Here is a 23783-nt window from a genome sequence, read left to right as displayed (position 1 = left end):
ACACCCCGGTGGGGGGCGCTGTCGTTAACCGTTTTCCATCCGGGCCGACGCCCGCGCTTCGAGGTACTTCACCACGGGCGTCGCCGTCGTGCCGTGGACGAGGATCGACACGACGACGGTCCAGCTGACCACCGACCAGAGCGTGGCGGCGTAGCGGAACGGGGCGTGGTTCAGCGCGAACGCCAGGTAGTAGAACGAGCCGATCCCCCGGATGCCGTAGAACGCCATGGTCGCGCGCTCCACCGGGTCCCGGTCGAACCCGAGCAACCCCACGCCCCCGGCCAGCGGCCGAACGACGAGCACCAGCGCCACGGCGACGGCGACCACCTCGACGGTCATCGGCGCGAGCAGGCCGGACGCCAGCGCGCCGCCGAACAGTATCATGATCGCCGCCATCAGCAGCTGTTCGGACTTCTCGGCGACGTCGTGGAGCGGCTCGTTGTAGTCGTGCGTGCGCTCGTACTGGCGCAGCACCGTCGCCGCGACGAACACCGCGATGAAGCCGTAGCCGCCGGCCAGTTCCGTCAGGCCGTAGACGACGAGCGTGCCGCCCAGCGCCTCCAGCCCCTGCATCGATTTCGCCATCGGCGTCTCCGGCATCGACCAGAAGACCCCCAGCGCGAGCGCCCCGCCGAGCACGCCGCCGAGCACGAGGCCGACCAGGATGCGGTAGCCCACGTCCACCAGCAGCCACTCGCCGACCCAGCTCGCCGGCGTCAGCCCGACGAACGCGACGGTGACCGCCAGGTGCGTGAACGGGAACGCCAGCCCGTCATTGAGGCCGGCCTCGGAGGTGAGCGCGAACCGCACCTCGTCCTCCATGCCCTCCTCGCGTTCCATCTCCTTGGCCTCGGTCCCCTCGCCGGGCTTCTCCACCTGCACCTCGGCCGCCAGCACCGGGTCCGTCGGCGCGATGACGGCCCCCAGCAACAGCGCCGACGGCGCGGCCAGGCCCAGGGTCCAGTGGCCGAGCGCGGCCGCGCCGGCGATGGAAAGCGGCATCGTCACCGCGAGCAGCCGCCACGTCGTCGCCCACCGACGGAGCCCGGGCAGGCGGTCCAGCTTCAGCCCCGCGCTCATCAGCGCGAGGATGACGCCCATCCCCGTGAGGTGCTCGGCGAGCGTGCCGTGGACCACCGGGTCCGGTGGTGGCAGCGGCAGCGGCAGGGAGAACGCCACCATCCCCGCGCCGACGTAGAAGATCGGCATGGAGACCGGCCGCTCGGAGACGGCCCGTGGGAGGAGGGCGACGCCGATCACCGACAGGCCGACGACGACGAGGCCGAGGTTGTACAGCGTCAGCGCCATGGAGCGTGCGACGTACCACGGCACCCCGAAAAAGGGTGAGTGGCAGCGAACGTACCTGACAGTCGCGGCGAACGGGCGCTTTTCAGCGCCGTCGTGGTAGGTCCCCCGTCCCGATGCGCCGACGAACGTACCTCCGACGAGCCGCGGCCGCGGGGGCGCTCGCGGTCGGTGTCGCCGGCTGTGCGAAGCGCGACGACGCCCGCGCGGAGACGGCGACAGTCGCGAAGAACCAGACGCCTGTGGCCGACCGGGTCCCGGACCTGCCGGTCGAGGAGCGCACGGAGGTGATCGCCGCCGCCATCGAGGACGCCGCGCGGGCCGACGTGGATTCGGCGGAGGCCTTCGCGGCGGCCCTCGACGAGCGCGGTGTCCCGCCCGTCTACCTCGAACCGGAGACCGACGCGGTGCTCGCGCTGGAGTACGTCGCGGATCCGGGCGGGGTCCTCGAAGGGATCGGCGTTGTCGCCGGCGCGTACGCCGCGTTCGTCGCGGGCGGCGACCCGCAGCCGGAGCTTGCGGCCACGCTGTTGGACGAGGACGAAACCGCGTTCGGCGGCTTCCACGCCTTCGCCGACTGGGCGGCGGCCTACGAGGCGGGCGAGCGCTCCGCCGCGGCCTACGGCGAGATGGTGCTCGGAACCGTGGAGACGACCGGTCGGATCGAGCCGCCGCTGTCGGGGCGGTGAACGGCCGGAAAACGTCGGGTGCGGGAGCGTCTCACGTCGCGCGTGACGAGTTCCCGCCCGACGAGTTGCGTCGTTTACGGCGACAGACGCTGCCGGTCGCGCGGGAACAGCACCGCTTCCCGGATGTTGTCGAGGCCGAGCATCGTCATGATGAGGCGCTCACCGCCGAGGCCCCAGCCGGCGTGGGGCGGCATGCCGTACTTGAACATCTTGGTGTAGTACTCGAACGCGTCGGGGTCCAGCCCCTGCTGTTCGAACCCCTCGACGAGGTGGTCGTAGCGGTGCTCACGCTGGCCGCCCGAGACGAGCTCCATCGACGGATGCATCAGGTCGAAGCCGGTCGACAGCTCGGGGTCGTCGTCGTGGTCCTTGATGTAGAACGGCTTGATCTCGCTGGGCCAGTCGGTGATGAAGTAGTGCTCGCCGACCTCCTGCCCGAGCGCGTGCTCGCCCTCGGTCGGCAGGTCGTCGCCCCAGACGAGCTGTTCGTCCAGCTCGCCGGTCGCGTTGATGCGCTCGATGGCCTCCTCGTAGGTGAGCCGCGGGAAGTCGCCCGACGGGGCCTCGAAGTCGTCGTAGCCGAGCGTCGCCAGTTCCTCCTGACAGTTCTCGGCGACGCCCTCGTAGGCGGCGCGGACGACCGACTCGCAGGCGTCCATCGCGTCCTCGTGGTCGTAGAACGCGCTCTCGAAGTCGATCGAGGTCGCCTCGTTCAGGTGCCGGGGCGTGTTGTGCTCCTCGGCACGGAAGATCGGGCCGATCTCGAAGACGCGTTCGAGGCCGGAGCCGACCATCAGCTGCTTGAACAGCTGGGGCGACTGGTTCATGAACGCCTCCTCGCCGAAGTAGGTGATCGGGAACAGCTCGGTGCCGCCCTCGGTACCCGTGGCGACGATCTTCGGCGTGTTGATCTCGGTACAGCGCAGGTCGCGGAACTGCTCGCGGACCGACCGGAGCACCTCCGCGCGGATCTCGAAGATCGCCTTCGACTCCTCGGTCCGGAGGTCGAGCGTGCGGTTGTCCAGCCGGGTCGAGAGGTCGGCGTCGACCTTGCCCGACGGGTCCAGCGGCAGTTCGGGGTCGGCCTCGGCGACGACCTCGACCGACTCGGGGACGACCTCGACGCCGGTCGGCGCGCGGTCCTCCTCCTCGACCGCGCCGGTGACGGCGACGACGCTTTCGCGGTTGACGTTCACGCCCGTCTCGACGAGGTCGTCGTCCATCTCGTCTTTCTCGAATTTCACCTGGATCTTCCCGGTGGTGTCCCGGACGATGAGGAAGGCGATGCCGCCCAGATCGCGGATCTCGTGTGCCCAGCCGGCGACCGTGACGTGGTCGCCCGGTTCGGCGTCCGCGGTGTAGGTCCTGTTCTCCATACCACCCAGTTCTGGCGGGCGAGTCTTAAAAACCGTCTTTTCGGCCGGCCCGCCCGGCGCGTCGGGGGAGCGACGCGGCGGAGCCGGGGATCACTCGTCGGGGTCGACCACCGACCCGACGAACGACCAGTGGTAGTGGGTGCTCCCGTCCGTGTGGGTCTCCTCGGTCACGTGGTAGAGGTACGGGCCGTGCGGGCAGTCCGGACAGCCCGCCGCGCAGGGCTGGCGTTTCACGACCGCGGTGTAGCCGTCGTGCTCCTCGACGCTGACTATCTCCTCGCCGGGCTGGGGTTCGATCTGGATCGTCGGGTCGCGGCGGTGATAGAGCAGTTCCTGGGCGTACACGATGGCCTCCCGGAGGTCGTGGCCGTCGAGTTCCTGGAGGACGTTGACGACTTCGTCCGGCAAGTCGTTCGGCGGCGACGGGGATGTGTCGTCGACCATGCGTCGCGGTACGCACCGGCGTGCCTTGTACGTCAGGTCCGTGGGAAAGAACTACCCCGGATGGACTGATCGGCTCATCGTATGGACGAGGATCCGATGGACGACCTCGACAGGCGGATCGTCCACACGTTACAGTCCGACGCCCGAAAGACGTCGGCCAGCGAGATCGCCGAGGCGGCGGACGTCTCCGCGAGCACGGTCAGGAACCGCATCCGCAACCTGGAGGAGGAGGGCATCCTCGCCGGCTACACGCCGGAGGTCAACTACGAGCGGGCGGGCTACCAGCTCCTGACGCTCATCGTCTGTACCGCGCCGATCCCGGACCGCGAGCGGCTCGTCCGCGAGGCGCTGGAGGTGCCCGGCGTCGTCGCCGTCCGGGAGATCATGACCGGGACCGAGAACGTCCACGTCGAGGCGATCGGCGTCGACGGCGACGACCTCAGCAGGATCGGTCAGGACCTGAACGCACTCGGCCTGGAGATAGTCGACGAGGACCTGATCCGAAACGAGTACGAACACCCGTTCCACGAGTTCGACGTGGACATGTGACCCCCGACGTCTCGACCCTCTTTTACCCGTCTCTCCGCCGCCGACGACGGCGGCCGTTTCCCGATCCCGAACTAACCGCCCCTAGAGGACGGTTAGGCAATATATAGAGTATTTATTCCCGGAACAGCATTTCGACCGGGCTGTTTATGCTGTTCCGGGAGCTAACGGGGAATATGCAACCGAGCCACGAACCGCGCACCGCGCGCGATGGGAACCCCGCTCCGTCCGCACCGGCCGCTGCCGTCCGAACGCACCCGACGCCGGACAGGGACCATGGGTGAGGCCCTCCGCCCCGACGTCGAACGCGGCGCGACGACCTGCGTCGTGGGCAACGACGCCGTCGCGGTCGACCTCGCCGAGCGGCTCGCCGGGCAGACGACGGCGGTGCTTGTCAGCCCCGACGCCGACGTCGTCGCCGACGCCGACCGCCGCGGGCTCGACGCTCGCCTCGCGGACGTGACGGACCCTCGAGCACTCGAAGACGCCGGGGCCAGTGCCGCCGACGTCCTCGTCGCCGGGTTCCGCCGCGACGAGCGGAACATCCTCCTCGCCCAGATCGCCAAGACGGGGTTCGACACGGGCACGGTGGTCGTCCGACTCGACGACCCCGACCTGCGGGACGCGTTCGACGACATCGGCGTCGAGACGGTCTGTGTGACGTCGGTCGTGGCTGACGAACTCGCCGGACGGGTGATGTGAGGTGGCGAAGGAACTCGAACGCGACCTCGGGCTGTTCGCGGTGATAGCGATCAGCATCGGCGCGATGATCGGCAGCGGGATCTTCATCCTGCCTGGGCTGGCGCTCAAGACGGCCGGGCCGGCGGTCATCTTCGCGTACCTGCTGGCCGGCGTGCTGGTGCTCCCGGCCGCGCTGAGCAAGGCCGAGATGGCGACGGCCATGCCGGAGGCCGGCGGCACCTACATCTACATCGAGCGCGGCATGGGGCCGCTGCTGGGCACGATCGCCGGCGTCGGCACCTGGTTCTCGCTGTCGTTCAAGGGCGCGCTGGCCCTCGTCGGGGGCGTCCCGTACCTGCTGTACCTGTTCGACCTGCCGGTGAAGCCGGTCGCGCTGGCGCTTGCGGCCGTCCTCGTCGGCGTCAACCTCGTCGGCGCGAAACAGACCGGCCGGCTGCAGGTCGCCATCGTCGCGGTGATGCTCGCCGCGATGGTGTGGTTCGTCGTCGGGGGGCTCCCGTCGACGACCGGCGGCTACTACGACGGCTTCTTCGACAAGGGGTCGGGCGGCCTGCTGGCGGCGACGGGCCTCGTGTTCGTCTCCTACGCGGGCGTGACAAAGGTCGCGAGCATCGCCGAGGAGATAGAGAACCCCGACCGGAACATCCCGCTCGGCATCCTCGGGTCGCTCGCGTTCACCACGCTGCTGTACGTCCTGATCGTCGTCGTGATGGTCGGCGTGACGCCGCCGGACCTGCTGAGCGACTCCGACGTCCCGATGATCCACGCCGCGGAGTCGACGCTCGCGTTCCCGGGCGTCGTCGCCATCATCGCCGCCGCGGTGCTGGCCTTGATCAGCACCGCCAACGCCGGGATCCTCTCGTCGTCGCGCTACCCCTTCGCGATGGCCCGCGACAAGCTAGCGCCGGAGAGCCTGACCGAGATCCACGAGGACTGGGGGACGCCGGCGCGGGCGATCACGCTCACCGGGGCCGTGATGCTGTTGCTCATCGCGTTCGTACCCCTCCCCAGCATCGCCAAACTCGCGAGCGCGTTCCAGATCGTCGTGTTCGCGCTGGTCAACGGGGCCGTGATCGCGTTCCGCGAGGGGAACGTCGGCGACTACGACCCGAGCTTCGAGTCGCCGTTCTACCCGTGGACGCAGGTCGCGGGCATCCTCGGCGGCGTCGCCCTCATCGGCTACATGGGGACGATACCCCTCGTCGGGGCCGTCGTGATCACCGTCGGCTCCGTGCTCTGGTACGTGTACTTCGCCCGCGAGGAGGTCGAACGCGAGGGAGCCGCCACCGACGTCGTCCGCCGGTCGGTCGGCAAGCAGGCCGTCGAGCGTACCCGCACGGCGTTCGAGGAGGTTGAGGGCTACGAGGCGCTCGTCGCCGTCACCGGGGACACGACCGAACGCCGGGAGCGGGCGCTGCTCCGCATCGCGGCCGACATCGCGCGCGAGAACGACGGGAGCGTCACCGTCGTGCAGTTCGACGAGGTGCCCGACCAGGCACCGCTGGAACACGCCTCCGAGATCCAGTCCCCGGCGGACGTGGAGTTCGAGGACCGGACGGCCGACCTCTGTGCGGAGTTCGACGTCCCCGTCCGCTACGGCGAGGTCGTCAGCCACGACACCAAACGCGCCGTCGTCAACTTCGCGAAACACGAGGGCGCGGACTTCCTCGTGCTCGAACGCACCGCCGAACCCCTGTACGCCTCGGTCTTCGGCACCGGCATCGAGTGGGTCGCACGGAACGCGCCCTGTGACCTCCTGCTGATCGAGGAGCGGGAACTCGACCGGCTCGACCGCGTCACCGTCGTCACGGACCGCGGCCCGTTCGACCCGCGGAAGATCGCCGTGGCCGACGCGCTGGCGACCGAGGCCGGCGCGTCGATCGAGCTCCTCTACTCCGTCGAGCCGACCGCGACCGACGCGCAACGCGAGACGATAGACGACTACCTCTCCGAACTGGAGGCGCTGTGTACGGCCCCGGTCGTCCGGTCGGTGATCCAGACCGACGACCCCGAGGGCGACTTCGTCGCGGCCGCCGGCTCGTCGGACGTGCTGATCATCGGCACCGACGGCGGCCGCATCCGCGGGAACGTCTTCGGCCGGCCGGCCGACTGGATCGTCGACACCGTCGACTGCACGGCGATACAGGTCAAGCCGAGCGGCTCGGGGGGCCCGGGCGTCCTCCGCAGAACGGTCGAGCGGCTGGCGTTTTAGGCGTCCGTCGCGCCCTCGACGGTCTCGCGGACCGCCTCGACGCCCTCGTCGTGGACCAGGTCCCCGACGACGACCACATCGGCGTGCTCCGCCATCGTGTGCGCGGAGTCGTAGTCGTGGATGCCGCCCCCGTAGAACAGCGTCGACTCGTCCAGCGCGTCCGCCGCGGCCTCGACCTTCCGCGGGTCGCCCAGCGTCCCGGAGTACTCGACGTAGACGATCTCCTGGCCGTACATCTGCTCGGCTATCTCCGCGTACGCGGCGACGTCCTCGGCCGTCTGGTCGCAGTCGGCCTGCGTGAGCTGGGCGGCGCTGGCCTCGGGGTTGAGGATGATGTACGCCTCCGTGGTCGTCCGGGCCCAGTCGACGTCGTCGGACTTCACCCACTCCTTGTGCGCGCCGGTGATCCACGCCACGTCGCCGGCGTTCAGCACGACCGGGACGAGGAAACCGTCGACGGCGTCGTCGTGGACGACGACCGCCGGGTTGCTCGGCTCCTGGTACAGCGGGACGTCGTACTTCGCGCAGGCGTCGATGACCCGCTCCATCTTCTCGCTGGTCACGTCCAGCGTGCCGCCGATCTCGAGCGCGTCGGTCCCTGTCTCGCAGACGTCCTCGAAGGTTTCGCCCGGCGCGAGTTCCTTGTCCGGGTCGATCTTCACGATGTGGTCCCAGTCGTCCCACGGGGTAGTCATACCCGTTCGATCAGAAAGGGCGGCCAAGAACCCTTCGAAAGGGGCGCTCGTGCGGGAGAGGCCCCCAAGACTTTCCCTCGCCCGCCGCGGGGCTGCCGTATGGGCCGGAAGGAGGTCGGATCCGGGACCGCGTGGGAGTCGGCGGTGGGCTACTCGCGGGCCGTCCGGGCCGGCGACGAGATACACGTCTCGGGCACGACCGCCACCGACGACGGCGAACTCGTCGGCGTCGGCGACCCCTACGAACAGACCGCCCAGGCGCTCTCGAACGTCGCGGACGCGCTCGACGAGGCGGGCGCCGGCCTCGACGACGTGGTCCGGACGCGGCTGTACGTGACGGACATCGACCGCTGGGAGGCGGTCGGCCGCGCCCACCGCGAGGCGTTCGGCGACGTCCGCCCCGCGACGAGCATGGTGCAGGTCGACCGGCTCATCGACCCCGAGATGCTCGTCGAGGTGGAGGCCGTGGCGAAGGTCGGCTGATCCGGAGGGACGTGCCGGGCCGGCCGGCGTCCGCCCCCGTTACTCGTCGTCGGATTCCAGTTCGGCGTGGGCGACGTGGTAGTCGCTGTCGCCGTACTTGATCAGGACGTAGCGCGTCTCCGCCGGCGCGTCGACGGTCGTACTGTCGCCGGGTTCGACCGTCGTGCCGCTTCCGCCCCAGGTCGTGGTGTCACTGTCCGAGGGCGCGAACCGGATCGTCAGCTTCCCGGCGTCGACGGCCTCGCCGCCGCCGTGGGTCAGCTTCAGGCGGCCGTCGTCGGTTTCGGCGACGCTCAGTTCGAACTCGGGGACGACCAGGTCCTCGGACACCGTCACCGGCTCCTCGCCGCCGGTCCACTCGACGGTCACCGTGTCGCCGGGTTCGGCGGACAGTTCGAGACGTTCCTCGTCGACGAGTTCGTCGTACTCGTCGGTCCACTGCGTCGGCGCGGGGTCGCCGTTTATGAGGACGCGGAAGTCCCCGACCGCCGCCTCCGCGACGGCGTTGTCGTGCTGGCCGTAGTACACGAGTTCGGTGGTCCCGTCCTCGCGCACGACGGTGAAGTGCCCCGGCGGCGACGCCGAGAAGTGGAACACGCTCGACGCCATGCTCCAGTTGTCGCCCTCGACCTCGCAGACGACGTGGAGCCGGTCGCCCATGGTGAACCCGTCGACGACTATCTCGTCGCCCTTCGTCAGGCGGTCGTGGCGCTCCGAGACGGGGATCTCCCGCCGTTCGGTCGACTCGCCGTTCGGCTCGCCGGAGCGGTGGCGAACCGAGAGCGCCTCGGCGTCGGCTGGCTGTTCGCCGCGGTAGGTGATCGTCGCCCGCTCGGCCGAGCGGTCGAACGACGCCTCGAACAGCCCGGGGGCGGTGGTGATCTCGTTGCCGAGGTAGTCGAACGTCTCCTCGTCCTCGGGGTCGTCCCACCGGACGCGGACCAGCGTGAACGGGTCGACCGACAGCGACAGTTCGTCGCCCTCCGTGACCGTGTCGTACTGGTCGGTCCACTGGGTCGCGGTCGACTCGCCCTCCACGAGCACCGTCAGCGTGTCCGCGGGGACGTCCTCGCCGGAGTGGACCAGCGTCGCCTCGCTGGCCTCGACGTCGTACTCGACGTGGAACCGCGCGTCCGGCGACGCCTCGCGGTCAGGCTGGGGCGGGCGCTCGTACACGACCGACGCGATCCCCCGGCGGCCGTCCCGCTCGACGCTCCGCTCGGACAGGTTCTCGTCGCTCCACGTCCCGTCGACGAGCGATTCGAGCGCCGCCGTGTCGACGGCCGACTCGTCCTCGAACAGGAAGACGTAGGTGTACCGGCGGGTCCGCTCCGCCACGCGGGAGGAACCGAAGGCGGCCGCCTCGACGGTGTCGGTGTCTAACTCCTCCGGGAGGCTGTTTCCGCTGTCGTCGGGGAGCACCGGGAGGTAGTTGGCCCACGTCTCGTCGACGACCGGCGACAGCACGGCCTCGACGCCGTCGGCGGCGGCCAGGCCGGCGTCGTCCGAGTCCATGGCCGCCTCGGCGGCGTCCATCCCGGCGGTCCACGCCGAGTGGCTCCCGTCGTCGTTCGTCGCCCGCGCCGCCACGATGCGGCCGTCGTCGGTCGTCACGGCCACGTTCTCCGGGGCCTCGACCGCGCCGGCGTCGAACGAGCCGACGAAACAGGAGACGTTCCGGCCGCCGAACACCGCGGACGCGCTGCGGTCGATGTCGGACGGTCCGAGGCCGAACTGGTCGGCGAGGTCGCGGGGGTAGCCGATCCGGGCCGCGTCGCCCGACGGGCTGCTGATGACCACCCTGTCGGGCGAGTCGCCGTCGACCGTCGCGGGGAGGGGTTCGATCGCCCGCAGGACGTCGTCCGGGAGGCTCGGATCGTCTTCCTCGGTCGTGGTCGTCGTCTCCGTGTCCGTCTCGGTGTCGGTGTCCGTGTCGTCTGCGGCCCGGTCGTCCGGGGCGGTCGACATGCACCCGGCGACGGCTGCGATTCCACTGGCGGCTAACAGCTTCCGTCTGCTGATGGGGACCATTCCCTCTTCGATTCGAGGCCTCGTGTGAAAAAACTAATCCTGTCCGGCGGTGGCTGCTGTCTCAATCCGACGGCACCCGTCTGCCCTGCGCTCACCACTCGGCGTAGGCGAGATACTCGTCGCCCTCGTACGCGACGAGCCACGTCCCGTAGAAGTCGTCCTCGTTCAGCCCCTCGTGGTCCCGGATGCGGTCGATCACCGACTGGAACGCATCGCTGTCCTCGAAGTGGCCGCCGTCGATCGCCCCCTCGACGACCGACCGTTCGGCGTCCGACAGTCCCGTGAGCGCGAACAGGTATCGGTCCCTGACCTGGTCGGCGAACGTCGACAGGTCGGGCGCGACCCGCGTCACTTCGTATCGGTACTCGCTCTCGTTCGCGTCGCGGGACTCGACCCCGACCCGGTATCGATCCCCGTCGTGAACGACGATGTCGTACCGCTGCTCCGGAACGAACGCCGATCCGTTCCCCACTTCCTCGGCGGTTCCGTACGAGACGCCGGCGTCGTATCCATCCTGACCGGATGGGGGGTCCTCCGAGAACACGACGTCGAGGCGCTCCCGGTCCGTCGCCGGGAGGTCGTCGTACCGGATCTCGCCGCGGTCCGGCGAGGTGTCGTCCGGGTCGACGTCGACGAGCACCTCGTACACCGTCACCTCGCCGCTCCCGAGTCGGGTTTCCGTGACGGCGTAGAAGGCGTCGTCGACCCGGACGGTGTCGGTGCGGTCGAACAGGTCGTACCGCCCGCTCCGCGTCGCCGACCCGTTCTCGATGGCGGACGTGACGACCCTGTACTCCTCGGACCCCGGGTCCGGCGACATCGACACCTCGTACGCGATGTCGTCCGACGACGCGTCGTCCATGTCGAGCACCACGTCGGGGTGAGCACAGCCGGCGACGGCGATGGAGCAGAGGGCGGTTCCGGTCGCGAGGAACTCGCGGCGGCGCATGGGATCGCTGGTATCCCTCGGTATGAATGCTTTCCCCCGCCGTCACCCGGTCCCGCGGACGGCACACGCCCGGAGCCGTCTCAGGCCTGGGCCTGCCAGTCGCGGATCCGGTCGGCGCTGACGCCCTCTACCTCGCTTGCCACGTCGTCCGGGTCGGCGTCGGTCAGGTCGTCGATGCTCTCGACGCCGGCCTCGACCAGCTTCTCGGCGGTCTTCGTGCCGACGCCGTCGAGCGCTTCGAGGTCGGAGCCGGAGTCGCTCTCGCGGGCCTGGTACTCGCGGTAGTTGCAGACGGGACAGCCCAGTTCCCACGGCTCGTCGCCGTTGTGGACGAGCAGTTCCGGCAGGTCGTGCTCCTCGCAGCGCTCGTCGGTGACCTCTATCTCGCCGCGCCGGGGCAGCGGCAGCGAGTAGTCGCAGTCGGGGTAGCGCGTGCAGCCGACCAGCCGAGAGCCGTTGCGGAGCTGTTTGATCGCCAGTTCGCCGCCGTGCTCCTCGCCACAGGCCGGACAGTCGCCGATGACCGGCCCCTCGCCGGCTTCGTTGGCCTTGCACTGCGGGCAGCCGTGGACGAACGTGCTCCGGCCGGCGAGCATCTTCACGTGGTGGAGGTCGTGCTCGTCGCAGGTCTCGTCGAGGATGAGCGGCTTGCCCGTGTTCGGCAGGGGCAGCGTGTACTCGCAGTCGGGGTAGCCGTCGCAGCCGACGAACGCCGACCCCCGCGAACTGCGCCGGACGAGCAGGTCGTCCCCGCATTCGGGACAGGGACCGAGCCGCTTGTCGGCCTTCAGCGACTTCCGGAGGTGGTCGCCGACCTCCTCGCGGGAGTCGGTCAGCGACTCGAACACCGTCCCCAGCATCTCGCGGGACTCCTCGGTCACGTCGTCCAGGCTCGCCTCGCCCTCCGCGATGGCGGTCATGTCGGCCTCCAGTTGCTTGGTCATCTCCTCGCTGACGACGCGGTCGGCGTACTCCTCGGCGGCCTCGACGACCGCCATCGCAAGCTGGGTGGGCCGGGGCGGGTCGTTCTCGACGTAGCCGCGGTCGTACAGCTTCTCGACGGTGTTGTGGCGGGTCGACTTCGTCCCGATCCCCATGTCCTCCATGGTCTCGATGAGGCGGGACTGGCCGTAGCGCCGCGGCGGTTGCGTCTCCTTTTCCTCCAGACGGACGTCGGTCACCGACAGTTCCTCGCCCTCGCTCACGTCGGGCACGTAGTTCTCGCTGGTCGAGAAGTACGGGTAGACGTCGTGGTAGCCAGCCTCGACGAGGCGCTTGCCGTTCGCCTTCAGCGAGCAGTCGTCGACGCTCGCGACCACCTTCAGGTGCTCCCACTCGGCCTCCTCGGCGACGGTGGCGAAAAAGCGGCGGACGACCAGTTCGTACACCTCCCACTCGTCGTCGGAGAGTTCGCCCGCGCCGGGGAACTCGCCGGTCGGGTGGATCGGCGGGTGGTCGGTCGTCTCCTCGTCGCCCTCCGTCGGGTCGATCCCGTCGAGTTCGAGCAGCGACTCGGCGTCGTCGCCGAACTCGCGGTGGCCGACGAACTCGTCGAGCAGCACCTCCGGGTCCAGGTCGTCCGGGTAGACGGTGTTGTCAGTACGGGGGTAGGTGACGTAGCCGGCGGTGTACAGGTCCTCGGCGATGCTCATCGCGCGCTGGGCGGAGTAGCCGAGGCTGCCGGCCGCGCGGATGAACTGCGTGGTGTTGAACGGGGCCGGCGGCGCGTCGGTGCGGGTGCGGCGGTTGACCCGGTCGACCGCCACCGCGTCGGCGGCCGACAGCGTCTCGTACGTCCCGGTCGCGGCCTCGGCGTCCCAGACGCGCTCGGCCTCGTTGCCGTCCTCGTCGCGGTAGAAGTACTGCGCCTCGAACGGGTCGTCGCCGCCGGCTTTCAGCAGGTCCGCGTAGATCTCGCGGTACTCCTCCGGTTCGAACGCCTGTATCTCGCGTTCGCGGTCGACGATGAGCTTCAGCGTCGGCGACTGGACCCGGCCCACGCTGATGAAGTCGTCGCCCAGTTGCCCGGCCGACAGCGAGAGGAAGCGGGTCAGCGCCGCGCCCCAGACGAGGTCGATCACCTGCCGGGCCTCGCCCGCCGCCGCGAGGTCGAAGTCGAGGTCCTCCGGCTCCGCGAACGCGTCGCGCACCTCGTTGTCGGTGATCGAGGAGAAGCGGACGCGCTGGATCGGTACGTCCTCGTTGACCTCGCGGACGAGTTCGTAGGCCTCCTTCCCGATCAGTTCCCCCTCGCGGTCGTAGTCGGTGGCGATGGTGACGGCGTCGGCGTCCCGGGCAAGCAGGCGGAGCGTGCGGACGATGTTCTCCTGGGTCGGGCGCTTCTCGACCGCGGCGTCGACCAGTTCGACCGGCTCGACGTCGCGCCAGTCGCTGTACTCGTCCGGGAAGTCGACGCCGACGACGTGACCGGACAGCCCCACGCAGCGCTTCCCGCCCCACTCGTACACGTTGACGCCGTTGCGGCGGTCGGCGTCGGCGCTCCCGCCGCTCAGGATCTCGGCGATCCGGCGCGCGGCGTTTTCCTTCTCGGTGATTATCAGCTCCACCGCGTCCCACCTCGCTCTCGGGCCGGGCGTCTCATTGGGGTGAGCTATGCCGAGCCCCGCCCTAAACCTTTCGGGGCGAAATCGCAGGACAGCGCGGGTGTACGGGCGTGTGCGCGGGCGGTCGTGTACGCCGGCCGCCGGACGGCCCGTACGCGCCGCCGGCCCACCGCCAACCCGGGATCAGTCGCCCTCGAACAGCGCGCCGAACAGTTCCCCCTGTGCCAGCCGCAGGTGGTTGTGGAGCGTCGGTGAGGTGATGCCGAGCGAGTCCGCCACCTCCTCGGCGGTCCGCTCCCGGGGCCACTGGAAGTAGCCCGACCGGTAGGCGGTCTCCAGCACCGTCCGCTGGCGCTCCGTCAGCGAGCCGAGCAGGTCGGCGCGCCACAGTCCCGGCCCGCCGCCGTCGCGGGCCTCCGTCCGCTGCCGGTCGCGCTGTGCCAGCAGTTCCATCCCGTCGAACTCCGCCGTGACGGCCTCGACGACCGACCGCACGTCCGCGGTCGCCGGCAGTTCCGCGACGATCCGCGCGCTCCCGTCCGCGGCCCGCATCGACACCACGCTCGCGCCGTACGACGCCAGTGTCGCCGCGACCGTGTCGTCGGTCGTCGTGAACTCGAAGCCGACGCCGTCCTCGTGCTCCCCGAGCGCCGTGGCGTCCTCGACGACGGCGGCGTCCGCGGCCGCGTCGCGGATCGCCTCCGGTGACCCGCCCCGAACGGTCGCGTACACCAGGTCCGACTCCTCCGTGCGCGGCGTCATCCCCTCGAACGTGACCTCCACGTCCGTCCCCGCGGTGACCCCCGTGAAGAAGTGGTCGTCGTCGGTCAACCTGAATTCGAGTTCGGTCCGGTCGTCGGCGACCAGCGCCTCCTTGCGGTCGACGGCCGTCATCGCGTAGCCGATCAGCCGCCCGACCTCCTCCAGCACCGCCGCCTCGCGCTCGTCGAACGCTCCTACCTCCTCCTCGTACAGCGCCAGCACGCCCAACACGGTCTCCTCGTACTGGACCGGGACGGTCGCAACCGACCGGAGCCCGCGGTCCAGCGCGTCCTCCCGCCACGGTTCGAACCGCTCGTCGGTCCCGACGTCGTCGACCACGGTCACCGACCGGTCGATGACGGCCTGCGCCGCCGGGCCCCCGTCGGAGAGGGTGTCGTAGTCCGAGTCGCTCACCGCGTCGAGGTAGCCCTCCGCCGCGCCGGCCTCGAACCTCGGGATCACCCTGTTCCGCGCCAGGTTCTCCCGGCCGATCCAGGCGAAGGCGTACGGCCCGGAGTCCGCCAGCAGGTCACAGACCGCCTGCTCCATCTCCGAGCGCGACGTGGCGTCGATGAGGACGTGCGCCACCTCCCGGATGAGTCGGTTGATGCGGTCGAGTTCGGCCAGTTCGTCCCGCTGGCGCTCCAGCGTCGCCTCGCGGTCGCGTCGCTCGGACTCCTCCCGGACGATGGCGGTAAACAGCCTCCCGCCCTCGTACCGCCCGTGGTGGAAGGACAGCGACAGCGGGATATCCCGCCCGTTCCGGTGTCGCCCGCGGCCCCGCACCTGGGTCCACTCCCCGACCGAGCCGTCGACGACGTGTCGCGCGAACGCCTCCAAGAAGGGCTCGCGGCGCTCGGTCGGGACTAGGTCGGTGACCGGCGACCCCACGACGGCCGCCGGGTCGTACCCGAACACGTCGGCCACCGCCTCGTTGGCGAACCGGATCTCCGTCCGGTCGTCGACGACGACGACGGCGTCCGGGCCGTTCCGGACGGCGGAGTCGAACAGGTGGTCCGCCAGCCCGCCGGTGGGCGCGCGCCGCGAAAGCACGTTCCGGATCCGCGTCGCCAGCGGCTCCGCCCCGTCCGCGACCCTGACGTAGTCGGTCGGCGGCTTCGACCCGATTTCCGGGACGGGACCCGATTCCACGAGCACGACCCCGGCGAGTTCGGGGTAGGTGCGCCGCACCGCCGCGAGGAGGTCGACGCCGCGCCCGTCGGGGAGCGACGCGTCGACGACCAGACAGTCGACGTCGGCGTCCATCCGGTCGAGCGCCGCCCGCCGGGAGGCGTCGGCGTTTCGCAGGTCGGCGTCGAACAGTTCCGCGGCGGCCGAGACGACGGCGGTGCGCTCCCCGACGTAGAGCACGGTCGTACGGGTCGCCGAATCGGCAGCGGTAGCCAGAGACGCCATCGCATGCCGCGACGGCGAGGAGACACAAAAGTGCTCGGGCGGCCGTCGGCCGACTCAGCCGTCCAGTTCCTCGCGGAGCAGTTCGTTGACGGTGCCGGGGTCGGCGCTCCCGCCGGTCGCGCCCATCACCTGCCCGACGAGGAAGTTGAGCGCGCCGTCGTCGCCGTCGCGGTAGTCCGCCACCGCGTCGGGGTTGTCGTCTATCGCGGCGACGACCGCCCCCCGCACCTCGTCCTCGCCGGTCTTGCCGAGCCCCTCGCTCTCGACGACCGCGTCGGGGTCCTCGCCCTCGTCCAGCATCCGTCGGAGCACCGTCTCGCGGGCGTTCTTGGCGGTGATCTCGTCGTCGGCGACCAGTTCGACGAGCCGGCGGATCTCGTCCAGCCGGCCGTCCACGTCGGTGATCGCCATGTCGCGGTAGTTGAGTTCGCCCAGCAGGTTGTCGGCGACCCACGTCGCCGCTAGGTCCGGGTCGAACTCGCCGGCCAGGTCCTCGTAGAAGTCCGCGACCTGCTTCGTGGAGGTGAGCTTCGAGGCGGCCTCCCCGCTCAGGCCGTACTCCTCGCGGAACCGCTCGCGCCGGGCGTCGGGCAGTTCCGGGATGGAGATGCGCTCCTTCCAGTCGGCGACCCGCAGCGGCGGCAGGTCCTCCTCGCGGAAGTAGCGGTAGTCCTTCTCCTCCTCCTTCGAGCGCATCGAGACGGTGACGCCGCGGGACTCGTCCCAGTGGCGCGTCTCCTGTTCGACCTCGCGGCCGCGCTCGACGGCGTTTTTCTGCCGGGTCTCCTCGTAGGCCAGCGCCTTCTCCGCGCCCTTGTGGCTGGTGATGTTCTTGACCTCGGTGCGGTTGGCGTCGTCGAGGGCGGCCTCGTCTATCGCACCCTCGTCGTCGACCTCAGCCGCGGGCACGAGGCTCAGGTTGGCGTCGATGCGGAGGCTCCCGTCGCGCGTGCTGTCGAACACGCTGAGGTACTCCAGGACCTCCTCCAGTTTGGCGAGGAACGACCGCACCTCGCCCGCGCCGCGGAAGTCCGGTTCGGTGACGATCTCCAGAAGCGGCGTCCCCGCGCGGTTGTAGTCGACCCGCGTGTGGTCGGCCGTGTCGATGCTGCCGCCGACGTGCTGGAGGCTCCCCGGGTCCTCCTCCAGGTGGGCGCGCCGGATGCCGACCGTCCGGCGGTCGTCGCCGACCGTAAACGTCAGCTCCCCGTCCTGGCAGATCGGGTCGTCGTACTGGGTGATCTGGAAGTTCTTCGGCAGGTCGGGGTAGTAGTAGTTCTTCCGGTGGAACGCCGTCTCCTCCGGGATGGTTGCGTCGATGGCCTTCCCCACCTTCACCGCGGCCTCGACGGCCGCCTCGTTCAGCACCGGGAGCGCCCCCGGGAGGCCGAGACAGACGGGGCAGGTCAGGGAGTTCGGCTCCGCGTCCGCCGCGTCCGTCGAACAGCCACAGAAGATCTTCGTCTCCGTCTCCAGCTGGACGTGGACCTCCAGGCCGATGACGGTCGCGAGGTCCGCCTGCTGGGCTGCCTGTGCGGTCATTACCCCCCGGTTCGGCGCGGCCCGGTTAAAGGCTAACGGGACCGGACGCCGACGGTGCTGTTCGCGGGTGTCGCCGTAGCGGCCCATCGTCGGCGGAGTCCGAACTGTCCACGCGTCCCGAACGCTACCACCTCCCACAGCACCCGAAAGCATTTGCTACGCTCGGGGAACGTTCGGCTATGCCCGGCCCGGTGTTTCTGGAGGGGGAGACGGTGACGCTCCGCCCGATCGAACGGGACGACATGGAATTCGTCCAGCGAGCGATGAACGACCCCGCCGTCTGGCGGCCGTCGCTCAGCATCAAACCGATGAACGACGAACTCGCCGCGGAGTTCTTCGAGGAGGTCCTCACCACCGAGGGGGACGTCCACTGCCTGGTCTGTCACGACGACGAACCCGTCGGGCACGTCTCGCTGTCGGAGTCCCGATACGGCCCCACCGAGACGGCCCGGGCCCGGTCCGCGGAACTGGCGTACTGGATCGTGCCCGAACACCAGGGACTGGGGTACGGGTCCGACGCCGCCGGCCGGATGGTCGAGTACGCCTTCACGGACCGCAACCTCCGGCGCGTGAGCGCGTACCCCGGGAGCTTCAACGAGGGCTCGATCGCCTTGCTGGAGTCGCTGGGGTTCGAGCACGAGGGAACGCAGCGCGAGGCCGCGTGGTACCGCGGCGAGTATCACGACGCGCTCTGTTACGGGCTCCTCCGGTCGGAGTGGCGGGCCGACGGGTAGCCCCGCCGCTCCGCTCCGTTCACCTATCAGAAAGTATTTACTTGTCTGACGTACGTTTATGCGTCAGGAACCGCGCCTGTACACGTATGACCGGCAACAGGGTCGAGGAGCTCGAGGCGACGGTCGCGGAACTGGAGTCCACCGTCGAGGGACTCACCGAGGAACTGGTCGAGGCGAAGGAACGCATCCGCGTGCTGGAGTCGGAACTGGACGCCGAGACGCCGTCCCGCGCGGCGACTCCCCGGACCACGGACGACGGCGCGGCCGAGGAAGCGACGCCCGACGACGTCGCGGAGGCGGCGTCCGAAGCGGCTAAGGCCGACGACCCCCAGGAGGGGGACGAAGACGCGGACGACTCCGATCTCGGCGACGACATCATCGTCGCGTAAGGCGGGGTCGTCCGCCCCCACGAGCAACCCATGCACATCAAAGAGCTCGTCCTTGAGAACTTCAAGAGTTTCGGGCGGAAGACCCGGATCCCGTTTTACGAGGACTTCACGACCGTCAGCGGCCCGAACGGCTCCGGCAAGAGCAACATCATCGACGCGGTCCTGTTCGCGCTCGGCCTCGCCCGGGCGCGGGGCATCCGCGCACAGAAGCTCACGGACCTGATCTACAACCCCGGCTACGACGACGGCGAGTCCGGCGCGAGCGGCCCCCGCGAGGCCAGCGTCACCGTCGTACTGGACAACGCCGACCGGACCGTCGACCGGCCGCAGGTCGTCAACGCCGCCGGCAGCGAGGACGTCGGCGACGTCGACGAGATAACGATCAAGCGCCGCGTCAAGGAGACCGAGGACAACTACTACTCCTACTACTACCTCAACGGCCGCTCGGTCAACCTCTCGGACATCCAGAACCTGCTGGCCAGCGCCGGCGTCACGCCGGAGGGGTACAACGTCGTCATGCAGGGCGACGTCACCGGCATCATCAACATGACGCCGGGTGAGCGCCGCGAGATCATCGACGAGATCGCCGGCGTCGCCGAGTTCGACGCGAAGAAGGAGGACGCCTTCGAGGAGCTGGAGGTCGTCGAGGAGCGGGTCGCCGAGACCGACCTCCGCATCGAGGAGAAGGAGGCGCGGCTCGAACAGCTCGCCGACGAGCGGGAGGCCGCGCTGGAGTACCAGTCGCTCCGCGACGAGAAGGAGGAGTACGAGGGCTACCTCAAGGCCGCCGAGCTGGAGGACAAACGCGGCGACCTAACCGAGACCCGCGAGGAGATCGAGGCCCGCGAGGCCGAGCTTTCGGAGCTGCGCCGCGCCCTGGACGAGAAGCAGGGCGCGGTCGTCCGCCTCCAGGAGGACCTGGAGGATTTGAACGCCGAGATCGAGCGCAAGGGCGAGGACGAGCAGCTCCGGATCAAAGGCGAGATGGAGGAGATCAAAGGCGAGATCTCCCGGCTGGAGGACCGCATCGAGACGGCCGAGGAGGCCGTCGAGGACGCCGAGAACGAGCGCCGCGAGGCGTTCGTCGAGGTCGACCGCAAGGGCGAGCAGGTCGAGGACCTGGAGTCCGACATCCGCGAGACCAAACTGGAGAAGTCGTCGGTCAAGGCCGACATCCAGGAACGGGAAAGCGAGATCGAGAAGCTGCAGGCCGAGATCGACGCCATCGACACGGAGTACGACGAGGTCAAGGCCGAACTGCAGGACCGGAAGGAGGCGCTGGAGGAACTCAAGACCGAGAAGAACGACCGCCAGCGCGAGCAGGACCGTCTGCTCGACGAGGCGCGCCGGCGGTCGAACGCCATCAGCGAGACCGAGGACGACATCGACGCGGCGCGCGACCGGCTCCCCGAACTCCAGGCCGAACTGGAGGACCTGGAGGACGAACTCGCCAAGGCGCGCAAGAACGAGGACAGCATCGCCGAGGTGGTCGACGACCTGAAGCGGGAGAAGCGTGAACTGCAGGACGATGTCGACGACGTGGAGGACCGCCTGCAGGCGAAGCAACAGGAGTACGCCGAACTGGAGGCCAAGGCCGACGAGAGCGGCGACGCCTCCTACGGCCGGGCGGTGTCGACGGTGCTCAACGCCGACCGGGACGGCGTCCACGGCACCGTCGGCCAGCTCGGCGGCGTCGACGAGCGGTACGCGACGGCCTGCGAGACGGCGGCTGGCGGCCGGCTGGCGAACGTCGTCGTCGACGACGACGGCGTCGGCCAGGACTGCATCGAGTACCTCAAGAGCCGGAACGCGGGGCGTGCGACCTTCCTCCCCATCACGGAGATGCACACGCGCTCGCTCCCGTCGGCCCCCGACGACCCCGGCGTCGTCGACTTCGCGTACAACCTCGTCGACTTCGCCGACGAGTACGCGGGCATCTTCTCGTACGTGCTCGGCGACACGCTCGTCGTCGAGAACATCGAGACCGCCCGCCAGTACATGGGCGACTACCGCCTCGTGACGCTGTCGGGCGAACTCGTCGAGAAGAGTGGCGCGATGACCGGCGGCTCGAAGAGCGGCTCGCGCTACTCCTTTACGAAGACCGGGAAGGGCCAGCTCGAACGGGTCGCCGAGGCGATCACCGACCTGCAGGACGAGCGCGACTCGCTGCGCGAGGACCTCCGGGACGTCGAGGAGCGCCTCGACGACGCCCGCGACCGGAAGACCGACGCCGCCGACCAGGTGCGCTCGATCGAGTCCGAGATCGAGTCGACCGAGGCCGAGTACGAGCGCGTCGAGACGGAGATCGCGGAGATGGAGGACGAGCTCGACGACCTGCGCGCCGAGCGCGAGGAGGTCGACGAGCGGATGACCGAGATCGAAGGGGAGATCGACGAGACCGACGAGGCGATCGCCGACGTGGAGGAGGAGATCGCCGACCTCGAAGCCGAACTCGCCGACTCCCGGATCCCCGAGCTCACGGGGGAGATCGAGGACCTCGAGGCCGAGATAGACGACCTGGAGGACCGCATGGGCGACCTCGACGCCGACCTGAACGAGTACCAGCTGGAGAAGCAGTACGCCGAGGAGTCGATCGAGGAGCTCCACGAGACGATCGAGGCGGCCCAGAACCGCAAGGCCGAGAAGGAGGCCGCTATCGAGGAGTACGAGGCCGAAATCGGCGAGAAGGAGGCCGAACTCGACGAGAAGCGCGAGGCCGTCGAGGAGCTGGAAGCGGAGCTGGCGGAGCTGAAGGGGGACCGCGAGGAGCTGAAAGCCGACCTCCGCGAGGCCCGCGAGGCCCGCGACGAACAGAAGGAGAAGGTCGACGGCGTCGAGACGGCGCTGTCGGACCTGCGCGAGCGCGAGGAGCAGTTGGAGTGGGAGATAGAGGAGCTGGAGGCGGAGGTCGACGAGTACGACCCCGACGAGGTGCCCGACCACGACGAGGTCGAGGCCAACATCGCGCGCCTCGAAACCGAGATGGAGAAGCTCGAGCCCGTCAACATGCTCGCCATCGAGGAGTACGACGACGTGGAGGCGGACCTCGACGAGCTGAAGGAGGGACGCGAGACCCTGGTCGAGGAGCGCGACGGCATCCGCGAGCGCATCGACTCCTACGAGGCCCAGAAGAAGGCGACGTTCATGGACGCGTTCGAGGACATCAACGAGCAGTTCGAGGAGATATTCGCGCGGCTCTCCTCGGGGACGGGGACGCTCCACCTGGAGAACGAGGACGACCCGTTCGACGGGGGCCTGACGATGAAGGCCCAGCCCGCCGACAAGCCGATCCAGCGGCTCGACGCGATGTCCGGCGGCGAGAAGTCCCTGACAGCGCTCGCCTTTATTTTCGCCATCCAGCGGCACAACCCCGCGCCGTTCTACGCGCTGGACGAGGTCGACGCGTTCCTGGACGCCGCCAACGCCGAGCGCGTCGGCGAGATGGTCGACGAACTGGCGGGCGACGCCCAGTTCGTCGTCGTCTCGCACCGCTCGGCGATGCTCGACCGCTCGGAGCGCGCCATCGGCGTGACGATGCAGGACGACAACATCAGCGCGGTGACGGGCATCGACCTGAGCGAGGGGGTGCCCGCGGATGACTGACGAGGTCGGGCTGGAGCCGGACGACGAGGCCGACCCGGACGACGACGTCCCGCTGAACATCGCGGGCCACGAGGACCGCGAACCGCCCGGCTCGGGCGGCGCTGACGCCGACGCGGTCCCCGGAGACAGTGAGGCCGCCGCTCCCGGGGAGAACGGCGACGACCCCGCGGCAGTCGCCGACCTGGTGGCCGACGGCGACGCCGACGACGGGGAGGTCGAGCCGGTCGAACTGCTCGTCCAGCTCGCCAAGGACGGCGAGATAGACCCGTGGGACATCGACATCGTCGCCGTGACTGACAAGTTCCTCGACCGGCTGGACGAGGTGGACCTGCGGACCTCAGGGCGGGCGCTGTTCTACGCCAGCGTCCTCCTGCGGATGAAAGGCGACGACCTGCTCGCCGAGGACGAGCCGGAGGCGGAGGAGCCGGAGCCGTGGGAGGAACCGCTCGACGGCGGCGAGGCACCGCCGCCGGGCCACGACCCCGTCGAGGGGTTAGAGCGGGAGATGGAGCGCCGGCTGGACCGCAAGCACGCCCGCGGCACGCCGGAGACGCTTGATGAACTCGTCCGGGAACTCCGCGAGGCCGAGCGCGAGACGTGGTGGAAGGAGTCCCGCGAGTACGATACCAGCGACTCGCCCGCCGGCTTCCAGCGCGGCACGCAGACGCTGGACTACCGCTCGGGCGACGACATGCGCGTCGACGACGAGCCGACGCAGGGCGAGGTCACGAGCAACACCCACGAGGAGGACATCGAGACGGTCATCGAGGACGTGCGGGCGACCCTGACCGAGCAGTACGAGGCGGGTCGCGACGAAGTGCTGTACGCGGAGATACAGTCGGCCGGCGGGTCGCGCGTGAAGACGTTCCTCGCGCTGCTTTTCCTCTCGAACCGCGGCCAGGTCAGACTGCAGCAGGACGAACTGTTCGGCGACCTCTGGGTGCAGGACCCCAACGCCGACGCGGCGTCGGACGGAGCGGTCGCGGACTGACCCCGGGCCTCGCTGGCCGGTGGGGACCCGTTATGCGGGGCGGTAGGTTCCGCACTCCTCGCGCACCAGCCCGCGGCTGGCGAGCGTGTCGAGGATGCTGAACAGCGTGATCTTCTCCAGGTCCAGTTCCTTCCGGAGCCGTTCGACGGTCGCCTCGCCGCGCGTCGAGAGATAGAGGTACACGAGTTTCGCACAGGGTGAGTCGAGTTCGCCCGGCAACGAGTCGTCGTGTTCGCGGGTGCGTGTAGCCATCGTACGCCGTTCAATACCTTCGACGATATTAAAACTACGCTACGACGTTCGTCGAAATATCCGCGCCGTCTCTCCCCCGGCCCGTCCGAGAACCGTCT

Annotated in this window: 19 protein-coding genes; 9 read left to right on the top strand and 10 right to left on the bottom strand. The window is 69.6% G+C overall.

The features are described from left to right. Positions 1-24: 24 nt before the first annotated feature. On the bottom strand, positions 25-1308 hold the full coding sequence (locus EYW40_RS00895; RefSeq protein ID WP_135819746.1) for a cation:proton antiporter: 1284 nt from the start codon (positions 1306-1308) through the stop codon (positions 25-27). Between the two features lie 113 nt (positions 1309-1421). On the opposite strand from EYW40_RS00895, the gene EYW40_RS00890 reads away from it, so the two are divergent. After that, positions 1422-1994, top strand: a complete 573-nt coding sequence (locus tag EYW40_RS00890; RefSeq protein WP_135819745.1) for a DUF8159 domain-containing protein — start codon at positions 1422-1424, stop codon at positions 1992-1994. Positions 1995-2068: 74 nt separating this feature from the next. Here EYW40_RS00890 and aspS read toward each other — a convergent pair whose 3' ends face one another. Then, positions 2069-3370, bottom strand: coding sequence for an aspartate--tRNA(Asn) ligase (gene aspS / locus EYW40_RS00885; RefSeq protein WP_135819744.1), 1302 nt, complete (start codon positions 3368-3370; stop codon positions 2069-2071). 90 nt (positions 3371-3460) lie between these two features. Then, the gene (locus tag EYW40_RS00880) at positions 3461-3814 is read right to left on the bottom strand and encodes a hypothetical protein (RefSeq protein WP_135819743.1); all 354 of its coding nucleotides are present in this window, start codon (positions 3812-3814) and stop codon (positions 3461-3463) included. 81 nt (positions 3815-3895) lie between these two features. Here EYW40_RS00880 and EYW40_RS00875 point away from each other — a divergent pair, with 81 nt between their 5' ends. The 3 genes from EYW40_RS00875 to EYW40_RS00865 all read left to right on the top strand — a co-directional run bounded on the left by EYW40_RS00875 (position 3896) and on the right by EYW40_RS00865 (position 7274). Continuing rightward, positions 3896-4363 (top strand): Lrp/AsnC family transcriptional regulator, encoded by a 468-nt coding sequence (locus EYW40_RS00875; protein ID WP_135819742.1) that lies wholly within the window; start codon positions 3896-3898, stop codon positions 4361-4363. A 273-nt stretch (positions 4364-4636) separates the two neighbouring features. Next, the gene (locus tag EYW40_RS00870; protein WP_161973141.1) at positions 4637-5062 is read left to right on the top strand and encodes an NAD-binding protein; all 426 of its coding nucleotides are present in this window, start codon (positions 4637-4639) and stop codon (positions 5060-5062) included. A gap of 1 nt (position 5063) precedes the next feature. Next, entirely contained in the window at positions 5064-7274 is a 2211-nt protein-coding gene (locus tag EYW40_RS00865) for an amino acid permease (protein WP_135819740.1), read from the top strand. On the opposite strand, the gene EYW40_RS00860 is transcribed toward EYW40_RS00865, so the two are convergent. Further along, a complete protein-coding gene (locus EYW40_RS00860) occupies positions 7271-7969 on the bottom strand; it encodes a phosphoglycerol geranylgeranyltransferase (protein WP_135819739.1) in 699 nt (232 codons plus the stop codon). The two genes, EYW40_RS00865 and EYW40_RS00860, sit on opposite strands and share 4 nt — an antisense overlap. Positions 7970-8068: 99 nt before the next feature. Between EYW40_RS00860 and EYW40_RS00855 the strand changes: the two genes are divergently transcribed. Further along, a complete protein-coding gene (locus EYW40_RS00855) occupies positions 8069-8452 on the top strand; it encodes a RidA family protein (protein ID WP_135819738.1) in 384 nt (127 codons plus the stop codon). A gap of 39 nt (positions 8453-8491) precedes the next feature. Here the strand turns inward: EYW40_RS00855 and EYW40_RS00850 are convergent, their stop codons facing one another. The 5 genes from EYW40_RS00850 to gatB form a co-directional block, all read right to left on the bottom strand. Beyond that, positions 8492-10420 (bottom strand): hypothetical protein, encoded by a 1929-nt coding sequence (locus EYW40_RS00850; protein WP_135819737.1) that lies wholly within the window; start codon positions 10418-10420, stop codon positions 8492-8494. A 154-nt stretch (positions 10421-10574) separates the two neighbouring features. Continuing rightward, positions 10575-11432: a hypothetical protein gene (locus tag EYW40_RS00845; RefSeq protein WP_135819736.1), complete on the bottom strand. Its 858-nt coding sequence runs from the start codon at positions 11430-11432 to the stop codon at positions 10575-10577. Between the two features lie 80 nt (positions 11433-11512). Further along, a complete protein-coding gene (locus EYW40_RS00840) occupies positions 11513-13999 on the bottom strand; it encodes a DNA topoisomerase I (RefSeq protein ID WP_135819735.1) in 2487 nt (828 codons plus the stop codon). Between the two features lie 180 nt (positions 14000-14179). After that, positions 14180-16174 carry a bacterio-opsin activator domain-containing protein gene (locus EYW40_RS00835; RefSeq protein ID WP_135819734.1) on the bottom strand — a complete coding sequence of 665 codons (1995 nt, stop codon included), beginning with the start codon at positions 16172-16174 and terminating at the stop codon, positions 14180-14182. Positions 16175-16228: 54 nt separating this feature from the next. Next, the gene (gatB, locus tag EYW40_RS00830; RefSeq protein ID WP_135819733.1) at positions 16229-17716 is read right to left on the bottom strand and encodes an Asp-tRNA(Asn)/Glu-tRNA(Gln) amidotransferase subunit GatB; all 1488 of its coding nucleotides are present in this window, start codon (positions 17714-17716) and stop codon (positions 16229-16231) included. A 179-nt stretch (positions 17717-17895) separates the two neighbouring features. Between gatB and EYW40_RS00825 the strand changes: the two genes are divergently transcribed. From EYW40_RS00825 to EYW40_RS00810, 4 genes are all read left to right on the top strand, one after another. Beyond that, positions 17896-18450, top strand: coding sequence for a GNAT family N-acetyltransferase (locus EYW40_RS00825; protein WP_135819732.1), 555 nt, complete (start codon positions 17896-17898; stop codon positions 18448-18450). Positions 18451-18536: 86 nt separating this feature from the next. Next, positions 18537-18839 (top strand): DUF7518 family protein, encoded by a 303-nt coding sequence (locus tag EYW40_RS00820; protein WP_135819731.1) that lies wholly within the window; start codon positions 18537-18539, stop codon positions 18837-18839. A gap of 30 nt (positions 18840-18869) precedes the next feature. Then, entirely contained in the window at positions 18870-22442 is a 3573-nt protein-coding gene (gene smc / locus EYW40_RS00815) for a chromosome segregation protein SMC (protein WP_135819730.1), read from the top strand. Further along, on the top strand, positions 22435-23433 hold the full coding sequence (locus EYW40_RS00810; protein ID WP_135819729.1) for a segregation and condensation protein A: 999 nt from the start codon (positions 22435-22437) through the stop codon (positions 23431-23433). The genes smc and EYW40_RS00810 overlap by 8 nt, the downstream gene beginning before the upstream one ends. Before the next feature lie 30 nt (positions 23434-23463). Here the strand turns inward: EYW40_RS00810 and EYW40_RS00805 are convergent, their stop codons facing one another. Beyond that, positions 23464-23685: a helix-turn-helix domain-containing protein gene (locus tag EYW40_RS00805; protein ID WP_135819728.1), complete on the bottom strand. Its 222-nt coding sequence runs from the start codon at positions 23683-23685 to the stop codon at positions 23464-23466. Positions 23686-23783 lie beyond the last annotated feature (98 nt).

This window comes from Halostella litorea, assembly GCF_004785955.1.
In the GTDB taxonomy this organism is placed as follows: domain Archaea; phylum Halobacteriota; class Halobacteria; order Halobacteriales; family Natronoarchaeaceae; genus Halostella; species Halostella litorea.
This window is presented reverse-complemented; position numbering and strand designations above follow the sequence as displayed.

Bases quoted from the DNA above. Each gene is read 5' to 3' on its own strand.
- EYW40_RS00895 (WP_135819746.1), bottom strand. From the start codon at position 1,308: ATGGCGCTGACGCTGTACAACCTCGGCCTCGTCGTCGTCGGCCTGTCG.
- EYW40_RS00890 (WP_135819745.1), top strand. From the start codon at position 1,422: ATGCGCCGACGAACGTACCTCCGACGAGCCGCGGCCGCGGGGGCGCTC.
- aspS (WP_135819744.1), bottom strand. From the start codon at position 3,370: ATGGAGAACAGGACCTACACCGCGGACGCCGAACCGGGCGACCACGTC.
- EYW40_RS00880 (WP_135819743.1), bottom strand. From the start codon at position 3,814: ATGGTCGACGACACATCCCCGTCGCCGCCGAACGACTTGCCGGACGAA.
- EYW40_RS00875 (WP_135819742.1), top strand. From the start codon at position 3,896: ATGGACGAGGATCCGATGGACGACCTCGACAGGCGGATCGTCCACACG.
- EYW40_RS00870 (WP_161973141.1), top strand. From the start codon at position 4,637: ATGGGTGAGGCCCTCCGCCCCGACGTCGAACGCGGCGCGACGACCTGC.
- EYW40_RS00860 (WP_135819739.1), bottom strand. From the start codon at position 7,969: ATGACTACCCCGTGGGACGACTGGGACCACATCGTGAAGATCGACCCG.
- EYW40_RS00855 (WP_135819738.1), top strand. From the start codon at position 8,069: ATGGGCCGGAAGGAGGTCGGATCCGGGACCGCGTGGGAGTCGGCGGTG.
- EYW40_RS00850 (WP_135819737.1), bottom strand. From the start codon at position 10,420: ATGTCGACCGCCCCGGACGACCGGGCCGCAGACGACACGGACACCGAC.
- EYW40_RS00845 (WP_135819736.1), bottom strand. From the start codon at position 11,432: ATGCGCCGCCGCGAGTTCCTCGCGACCGGAACCGCCCTCTGCTCCATC.
- EYW40_RS00835 (WP_135819734.1), bottom strand. From the start codon at position 16,174: ATGGCGTCTCTGGCTACCGCTGCCGATTCGGCGACCCGTACGACCGTG.
- gatB (WP_135819733.1), bottom strand. From the start codon at position 17,716: ATGACCGCACAGGCAGCCCAGCAGGCGGACCTCGCGACCGTCATCGGC.
- EYW40_RS00825 (WP_135819732.1), top strand. From the start codon at position 17,896: ATGCCCGGCCCGGTGTTTCTGGAGGGGGAGACGGTGACGCTCCGCCCG.
- EYW40_RS00820 (WP_135819731.1), top strand. From the start codon at position 18,537: ATGACCGGCAACAGGGTCGAGGAGCTCGAGGCGACGGTCGCGGAACTG.
- smc (WP_135819730.1), top strand. From the start codon at position 18,870: ATGCACATCAAAGAGCTCGTCCTTGAGAACTTCAAGAGTTTCGGGCGG.
- EYW40_RS00810 (WP_135819729.1), top strand. From the start codon at position 22,435: ATGACTGACGAGGTCGGGCTGGAGCCGGACGACGAGGCCGACCCGGAC.
- EYW40_RS00805 (WP_135819728.1), bottom strand. From the start codon at position 23,685: ATGGCTACACGCACCCGCGAACACGACGACTCGTTGCCGGGCGAACTC.